Source organism: Longimonas sp. (assembly GCF_046498435.1).
Taxonomy (GTDB): domain Bacteria; phylum Bacteroidota; class Rhodothermia; order Rhodothermales; family Salinibacteraceae; genus Longimonas.
Window position 1 is genome coordinate 1 of record NZ_JAWOAR010000034.1, and the last position, 8,693, is coordinate 8,693.

At 61.0% G+C, this 8,693-nt stretch carries 5 protein-coding genes; 3 read left to right on the forward strand and 2 right to left on the reverse strand.

Features of this window, described 5'->3' with window-relative positions; genetic code table 11:
* Window positions 1-1,058, reverse strand: a 1,058-nt coding sequence (gene thiL, locus R6U20_RS01405) for a thiamine-phosphate kinase (protein WP_410336084.1), incomplete at its 3' end; no start/stop codon positions are given.
* Window positions 1,059-1,118: 60 nt separating this feature from the next.
* Window positions 1,119-1,481 carry a DsrE family protein gene (locus R6U20_RS01410; protein WP_410336085.1) on the reverse strand — a complete coding sequence of 121 codons (363 nt, stop codon included), beginning with the start codon at window positions 1,479-1,481 and terminating at the stop codon, window positions 1,119-1,121.
* A 221-nt stretch (window positions 1,482-1,702) separates the two neighbouring features.
* On the opposite strand from R6U20_RS01410, the gene R6U20_RS01415 reads away from it, so the two are divergent.
* The 3 genes from R6U20_RS01415 to R6U20_RS01425 all read left to right on the forward strand — a co-directional run bounded on the left by R6U20_RS01415 (window position 1,703) and on the right by R6U20_RS01425 (window position 8,077).
* Window positions 1,703-2,842: a DUF1152 domain-containing protein gene (locus R6U20_RS01415; protein ID WP_410336086.1), complete on the forward strand. Its 1,140-nt coding sequence runs from the start codon at window positions 1,703-1,705 to the stop codon at window positions 2,840-2,842.
* A gap of 1,232 nt (window positions 2,843-4,074) precedes the next feature.
* A complete protein-coding gene (locus R6U20_RS01420; protein WP_410336087.1) occupies window positions 4,075-4,548 on the forward strand; it encodes a hypothetical protein in 474 nt (157 codons plus the stop codon).
* 253 nt (window positions 4,549-4,801) lie between these two features.
* Window positions 4,802-8,077: a PDZ domain-containing protein gene (locus R6U20_RS01425; RefSeq protein WP_410336088.1), complete on the forward strand. Its 3,276-nt coding sequence runs from the start codon at window positions 4,802-4,804 to the stop codon at window positions 8,075-8,077.
* The last annotated feature ends 616 nt before the right edge of the window (window positions 8,078-8,693 follow it).

Consider the following 8,693-nt stretch of genomic DNA (forward strand, 5'->3'; position numbering starts at 1 on the left):
GCTCCGTCGTCGCCCTCATCAAAGTGGTCGAAGCCGCCGGGCTGCATTGGAATGGCAGTGCCGTCGCCCTGCTCCACGAGCACGCCTTTCGAGGCATCGGTGATCTCGCCGATGATCGTGTACGTGGTCTCGTCGAGCACGTCGAGGTCCGATTCATCGGCGGTAAAGAGCAGTTCGTAGTCCTCGCCCCCGAAGAACGCATACACGTCCACATCTTCGCCGAAGTGGTCGGCCACGCTGCGCGTTTCGGGGTGGACGGGCAGCGCGGGTGCAAAGAGCCGCGCCCCGACTCCGCTGGCCTCGCAGATGTGATGCACCTCCGAGGAGAGTCCGTCCGAGATGTCGATGAGTGACGTGGGCCGAAAGCCCGCGTTGCGCCAGCGCCGCACCGAGGCCTCCTGGGCAGGCGGGGCCAGGTGGCGGCGAATCACATACGGAAACGCATCTACAGCCGGCTCGAAGTCGTCGCCCTCGTCCTCCAACCGTTTGCGCTCATCGGCCAGGATCTTGAGTCCGGCGTACGAGGCGCCCAGATCGCCGGTGACGCAGATCGCATCGCCCACCTGCGCGCCTGAACGCTGCACCACAGCCTCCGCTTCGGCTGATCCCCAGGCCGTTACCGACAGCGTAAGCGCATGGGCGCTGGTGGTGTCGCCACCGACAACGGTCATGCCATACGCATCGCACGCCTTTTTAACGCCCTCATAGAGGGTGCGCAGGTGCTCCACCGTAATGTTTTTGGGGATGGCAATCGTGATCAGCGCGTATTCGGGCGATACGTTCATCGCTGCCAGATCGCTTACGTTCACCGATATCAGCTTAAAGCCGAGGTGCTCCATCGGCATGAAGGTGCGGTCGAAGTGCACGCCTTCGATGAGCGAGTCGGTGGTGTAGGCCTGCACGCGCCCGTCGGGCTGCCGGATGACGGCGGCGTCGTCGCCAATGCCGGTCAGCACATCGTCGGGCACATCGGGCCCCAGCGTATCTCGCAGATGGGCAATGAGGCCAAACTCGCCTACGTCAGAGACATCGGTGTACATGGAAGGTTGTTGAGCCATAAACGGCACGAAGGGTTATCAGCAAAAGAAACTAAAATAGAGGGATGCTGGGGCGTAGCGCTAAAACGTGAGGCTGGTATCGTGCTCCGCAGCCTGGCGCGCCATGTCGCCCGCACCACCGAATGTGGCCCAGTCGGCCAGGTCGTCTTCTTGGATGCCTCGCGCCTTGGCGCACGGCTCGCACACAACGAACTCGGCCAGCGCGTCGTTTTCCAGCAGCGCATTCAGCACATCCTGCACCACAGGCAGACCAGGCGCCTTCAGCTCCGAAAGGTCAGCATGGCGGTTGCTGCCCAGATAGGTGGCCTCTTGCATCGCAAAAATAGCGACCGTCTCGCCACGGCTCATCGCGCCTTTGGCGGCTACGAAAGGAAGTACCGTTTTGGTGGTGTTGTCGGGACCCACAGTTGCGATAATATGCATTGTATCAAGCGGCTATTTTGAAGAAGATAGATGCGAACAGGCATCGCTAAAGCGGCATGTGGCCCCCGCCACAACGTGACGGATCTGGTACAAACACAGGGGGATGCCAGCAGGCTGCTGCAATGTTGCAGGAATGTGAGACATCCCCGCAGTTCTCGTGCAACGACCGATTGGGCGTGCGGTTTAGGCGGCACTTCATTTTTCGAACGCACGTCAAGCCTATGTCTTCCTCAAAACGCACCCTCGTTGTAGCCGGAGGCGGGGGCGGCGACGCCCTGGCAGCACTCATGGTCGCCCGCACGTTAGGATTCGACCCGAGCGAGGTTGCCTACGCCACAATTGTGTGGGAGCGCACCATCTATGATCCGAGTCCCGGTCCGCGTGGACCCGGCGACTTTGCGGCGATCACGCCGGTGGGCACGCAAAACCACGCCATCAGCGGGACCAGCGCGCTAAAAGACCCTGCAGTCACGTTCATTCCGCGTCTGGCGGATACGTTTGGCGTGAGCTACTACCTTATGAACATCCGGCGCGGGGCGAAGCATGTACGCGACCAGGTGCGCGAACTGCACGCGCTGCACGGCTTCGAGGAGATTGTGGTGGTGGATGTGGGCGGCGATATTCTGGCACGCGGCGACGAGGAGACCCTTCGCAGCCCCACCGCCGACGGTCTCGCACTCGCGGGCATGTACGATGCCCCCGTCGATGTGCACGTGGCGGTGGCGGGCTTCGGCCTTGACGGCGAGCTGACCGAAGCGCACATGGCCGACATCAGAACTGAACTCCCGCTCGACACCGACTACGCTGAGCCGCAGCCCATCACCGAAGCCATCGCATCCGACTTCATGAGCGCGTTTGAGTGGTTGCCGTCCGAGGTGTCGGGCATGACATGTGCAGCGGCGCTGGGCTACCGGGGCACCGCCGAGATTCGCAGCAGCGGCATGAAGGTGGAACTGACCGATGAGAGTCCGCTCGTGCGCACGTATCCGTTTGAGGCGGTGTGGCAGCGCAACGAAATCGCGCAGGCCTGTCGCGACACGACCTCGCTCGACGAGACGGAGGCTATCGTACGCTCCTTCGGGCAGACGTCGGAGCTCGACTACGAGCGGCGCTCAGCCCAAAACCTGGAGCCGCGCGGCGACACGACCGCTCCGGCTATTCTTGACGATGAGCAGATCGAAACGCTCGACGTGTGCCTCATGATGTACTGCGACGAGGCGAAGGGCGAGGGTGTCGACTACCTGAGCATCCGGCGCATTGCCAAAGTGCTGGGGCTCGATCGCAACCAGCTTTCGCAGTTCCGATCGTATCTCGCATCCGCCTACCCCGACCGCCTCAACCCGCCCGTGTGGGTGTGTTAGGACCTCCGCCTCCACCGATATATCTCGCAATGTTTAGCACCCATAATACAGCCTCGTGCTAAGCAATCAATTTCGGTTGTTTTCAGAGCGATTGTACAGTACACGACAAAAGTCATACGACTCTTCATAGGGGCATGCCCCCAAAAGGATGGGTTCAGATGAATGGTTTCCCCTCCATCCTACCCTTCCTCCCCGGGGAGGAAGGAACCAGCGGGCGCTTTCATGAAGTCCCCCTCGGAGGAGGGGGATTTAGGGGGAGGGATTTTGCGATCAAACGGGAAACAATCAAGCGTGACAGTGCAGCAGTCCAGTTGAAACGGTTGTGATCGACGCCTCTGATCGAGGAAGGCGCTGATGCCCGGGGCTAATATGAAGGCTCGCAATTTTTTTTGTCATGTACCATGGAGCGATTGCATGTTGAGCACCATGGATGCAAAAAAGACCATCACGATACCGCCCTTCCCCGTCATCCTGACAGAGCGGAGCGGCGGAAGGATCTCAGCGCCTCCCTTGCACAGCGCACAACCACAGCGGACAAGCATAGTGCTTTGTCACACGTGATTGTGTGGGTAGCTCACGCGAATGATTGTCATGGAAAGCCACAAGAGATCCCGGATCAGCGGCGCCAGGGGCGCCTTGTCCGGGATGACTATAAGCGTTGGTAGTTCATGCTTTACCCCATGAATCATCTGTGACAGAGCACTACTGCTGTGTCACAGGTCAATGTGTGGGTTACAACATGCCCCGTTTACATGCTGTCATCTTGAGCGGATACCGACAGCCGTCGGTAGGAGTCCTGACACGAGCGAAGCGACTGAGGAACGCAGTGAATAAAGATCTTCCCCAAGGTTGGCAGGGCCGTTCAATCGCCTATCGCCCCGCTGAGCGTCGAGGAGATGGTTCGGCGTGCTCCGCACCGACAGCTGTCGGTGCGTCGCGTGCTCACCATGACAGGCTTCGTGGGGGAATGATTTCAGGGTAACCATCAAAATGAGGGTTGACACAGCACTACACGGAAAGACATTGTCTTCATAGCATACCGACGGATGTTCATGCTTTCCTGGCCTGGTTTGTGGACGAGAACGCGTAGGTGGAAGATGTTGGGTAGTTTGGCATTGGGTAGTTTGGCATTGGGTAGTTTGGCGCTGGGTAGTTTGGCATTGGGGGGATGCGGAAGCACCGCCCCCTCTCTTGAGGCTCCTGCCTCGCCAACAGTTGCATCCCCTTCAATTATGTATCAACCCACCGCCGAAGCCCCGGCGCGTCCGTCAGAAACCGATGTGCACCAGTTAATCAACCATACGCTGCACAGCACAGACACCACCACTGATGACGATGTTGTGGACTTGCTGGGGGCCCCCTTGCGTACTACAGTGCGTGTGGTGCCTAATACATATGCAGCCGGACAGATAGACACGGTGCGCACGCTGTATTATCCGGCATTGCAGGCGCAACTCTACATCCGAAGCGACGATACGCGCAGCTTTCTCATCCAGATGCGCCTACACGGATCCTTCTATTCCACCCCAGATGGACTCCAGGTAGACATGGAGCGTAGTGCTGTGCAGCAGCAAATGGGGCAGCCGCATCGTGTAGAAGACGAGGTCTGGGTCTACGAGAACGTGAGTCAGGGCGCAGCCGACCTACGCCTGGCTTGGCACGATAAGCGGGTGCGTTCCATTACATACGTGTTCTATTTCTCGTGACAGCAGCATGCAGGAGGATCTGCACATCGGCTCAAGTCCGTTTTGTTCTGAACCCCGACCTGGGGGATAACTTGACACGCAATATATTCCGGTAGTCGAGGAGGCGGTACCCCATATTTCTGGCATCTTGCCCAAACGCGTTCAGAACGTCGCTTCAATTCCCCAGAAATCCCAGAGGAAGCGCTTGCAACCCCGCATCAAAGTTGAGATGTTATAGCCCGTTCACCGTTTCCCCACACCCACCTACGGCCCTATGCTACGTGCTTTTCGCTTCCGCATCTTGGCAGGTCTGCTGCTGATGCTGTTTGGTCTTCCCCTGTTGGTCCACGCGCAGTCGGAAGACGACGCGGGGACGCGCCTGCTTCAAACGCCCAGCGTAGAGGGCGAAACCGTTGTGTTTGCATACGCCGGTGAAATCTGGCGCACGCCGCTCGATGGCGGCGACGCCGAGCGGCTCACCAGCTTCGCAGGCGTCGCCTCCAACCCACAGCTCTCCCCCGATGGATCGCAGGTCGCATTCTCAGGACGCTACAACGGCCAGACCGATGTCTACGTCGTCTCCGTTGACGGCGGGACACCCGAGCGCCTTACGTACCATCCCGGTACCGACACGGTGCAAGGCTGGACCCCCGACGGTTCGCAGATCGTCTTTGCCTCGGGCCGCGACTCGGCTCCAGCCTCCTACCAGCGGTTCTGGACGATTGGCGTAGGCGACACGACGCCCGATCCGCTGCCCATTCCACGCGGTGATGTGGGCGGGTTTGGTCCCGATGGCGAGCGCTTCGTCTACCAGCCCATTACGCGGTGGCAAGACCACTGGCGCGGCTACCGGGGCGGACAGGTCCACCCGATCTGGATCCTCGATATGGAAACGTACGAGCATACCGAGCTCCCCTTTGAGGAAACCATCGATACGCAGCCCGTGTGGGCGGGCGATACGGTGTACTTCCTCTCCGACCGGGCCGAAAACATGGTCATGAACGTATACGCCTACAACGTGGACGACGAATCGCTCACACAGGTCACCGACCACACCGACTTCGACGTGAAGTCGCTCGATGTGGACGGCTCGACCCTCGTCTACGAGCAGGGCGGCTACCTGCACCGGCACGATCTGCAGCAGGATACGCAGGCCCAGCTTGAGGTGACGGTCCGCGGTGACTTTCCGTGGACACAGCGCCAGTGGAAGGAGGTGGGCCCGATGGCCTCCAATGCCGACCTTTCCCCCAATGGCGTGCGCGCGGTGATGGAAGCCCGCGGCGAAATCTTTACCATTCCTGCTGAGGACGGCTCGTGGCGAAACCTGTCGCAAGCCTCCGACGCAGCAGACCGCTATCCGGCATGGTCGCCCGACGGATCGCAGATCGCCTGGTTTACAGATCGCGACGGCGAGTACGCGCTCCGCATCACCAACCAGCAGGGCGGCGACGCTCGCAGCATCTCCCTGCCCAACGACGTGTTCTACTACCGCCCGCAGTGGTCGCCCGATAGCGAGCGCCTCCTCTTCACGGACACCGACCGCAACCTGTGGGTGCTCGATGTGGAGAGCGAAGAGACCACCCGCATCGACCAGGATCTGTACACCCCGCCCGGGCGCACGATGAACCCGCAGTGGTCGCCCGATGGCGAGTGGATTGCCTACGCCAAGCGCCTGGACAGCCAGTTTCGGACCGTCTACGCGTACTCGCTGGAGGACGAAGAGGCAATCGCGATGAGCGACGGCATGGCCGATGCCGTGAATCCGGTGTGGGATGCGAGCGGCAAGTATCTCTACTTCATGGCCAGCACCGACTACGGCCTCAACACCGGCTGGCTCGATATGAGTTCGTACGAGCGGCCCATCGACCGTAGCGTCTACCTCACGGTGCTAAGCGACGACGAGCCCTCGCCGCTACTTCCGCAGAGCGATGAGGAGGCCACCGGCGATTCCGCACAGAACGGGGACGAAGAAAACGGCTCCGACGAAGAGGTGGACGTCCGTATCGACCCCGAGGGGCTGGCGCAGCGCACGCAGGCGCTGGATCTGCCCGAGCGGGCGTATCAGAGCTTGCATGCGGGCACCGCTGGTACGGTGTTCGTGGGCGAGTCGGTGCCCAACGCGCCCGGCCTGCACATCCACCAGTACCAGCTGGATGCGCAAGAAGCGAAACCCTTCTTGGAGGGCGTAACGCAGTTTGAGGTCGCGCACTCCGGCGAGCAAGTGTTGTACCAGGCGCAGGGGCAGTGGGGCATTGTGCCTACGGCGCAGCCGCCCTCGCCCGGCGACGGCGCGCTCGATCTGTCGGGGGTGGAGATGCCAGTCGATCCTCCGGCCGAGTGGCAGCAGATTTTTGAAGAGGCATGGCGCTTTCACCGCGACTATCTGTACGTGGAGAACTACCACGGCCTTGACTGGCCAAATATCTACGACCTGTACGCGCCGTGGGTCGACCATGTGCGGCATCGCGATGACCTGAACTACGTGCTGGAGCTGATGGTCGGCGAGCTCTCGCTGGGCCACACCTACGTGGGCGGCGGCGACGTGCCCGATGGCGACGGTCCTGGCACAGGGCTCCTGGGTGCCGACCTCGAAGCCGATGGCGAGCGCTACCGCATCGAACGCATCTACGACGGCGAGGCGTGGAACCCGAACCTGAACGCGCCGCTGCGCGCACCCGGCCTCGACGTAGAAACGGGCGACTACATTCTGGCGGTGGAAGGCCGCTCGCTCACTACCGACATGAACCCCTACGCGCCGTTTGAGGGTACCGCTGGTCGCACGGTGACACTGCTTGTAAACGACGAACCAACAACCGACGGTGCCCGCGAGGTGACCGTGGAGCCCATTGGCAGCGATTCGGGCCTCCGCACGCGTGCCTGGATCGAGGACAACCGCCGTTATGTCGAAGAGCAATCTGACGGCGAGCTGGGCTACGTCTACGTGCCCAACACGGCCCAGGCAGGCTACGACTCGTTCAACCGCTACTACTTCGCGCAGCAAGACCGCAGCGGCATGGTTATCGACGAGCGCTTCAACGGCGGCGGGTCGGCAGCCGACTACATGGTGGATATCATGTCGCGCGAGCTGCACGGCTTCTTTAATAACCCGATCGCTGAGCGCACGCCCTTCACCACACCGGGCGCGGGCGTGTGGGGCCCCAAAGTCCTGATTGCGAACGAAGCGGCAGGCTCCGGCGGCGACCTACTCCCCTACCTGTTCCGCCGGATGGAGATCGGTCCTATTGTAGGCCGCCGCACGTGGGGAGGCCTTGTGGGGATTTGGGATACGCCGCCGCTCTTGGATGGCGGCACCCTGACCGTGCCCCGCGGCGGATTCTTCGACCGCGATGGCAATTGGGCTGTGGAAAACGAGGGCGTATCGCCCGACATCCCGGTTGTGCAGACGCCGCGCGAGGTCATCGAGGGGGAGGATCCACAGCTTGACCGTGCCATCGAAGAGGCCATGATGCGCTTGCCGGAGGAAGACCCCGTCCTCGACGAGCCCGCTCCCCCTGTGCGTGCCCCGCGTGCGCTGCCCGACGACGAGTAGCGTGGGCATTGCCGCATCCATAGCCGGGGACCGCTTGCGTCCCCGGCAATCTGTGGGGCGAATGCCATTGGCACTGCACGTCCCCTGGACGGCACGTCGCTAAACACGTACGACTGCCCGCGTCCCCGGCGGTGGGGTTCACATCGCTCGCCTCCTCTGGGTTCGATTGAGACGCGCCCGAAACGACTACAGAAGCTCAGAATCGTGACAGTAGTTGGTATTCCTCTCATCCTGTCCTTCTCCCCAAAGGCTAGTCCTTGCACATAACTTTCTCTTTGATACTTTGTTGGCAAGAGGTTTGCCTGCTTCACCACTTGTTCAATTATTTCCCCCTTTGCTAGATCGACTGGATCGTCCGTGCCATTGGATCCGCATTCAGGTCATCTGTTTGGGGGTATTTCGTTTACAGGATTCACACCTCCCCACGGTATGAAGCCCTTCCGGCCTCGAAGAAGTGGGCCGCCCGGACGAAGCCCGGAGGGACGCGCTCGAAAATTGATCCTGTTTGAGCGAGCCTGCGAGTGAGTTTGATCAATTGTAGCGGACCGGAGGGCACAGTCAGGCCCAGTTCTTCCAGGGGCCCTTGCGGTCATCCTTTGGGCCTTGATCTTTTTAC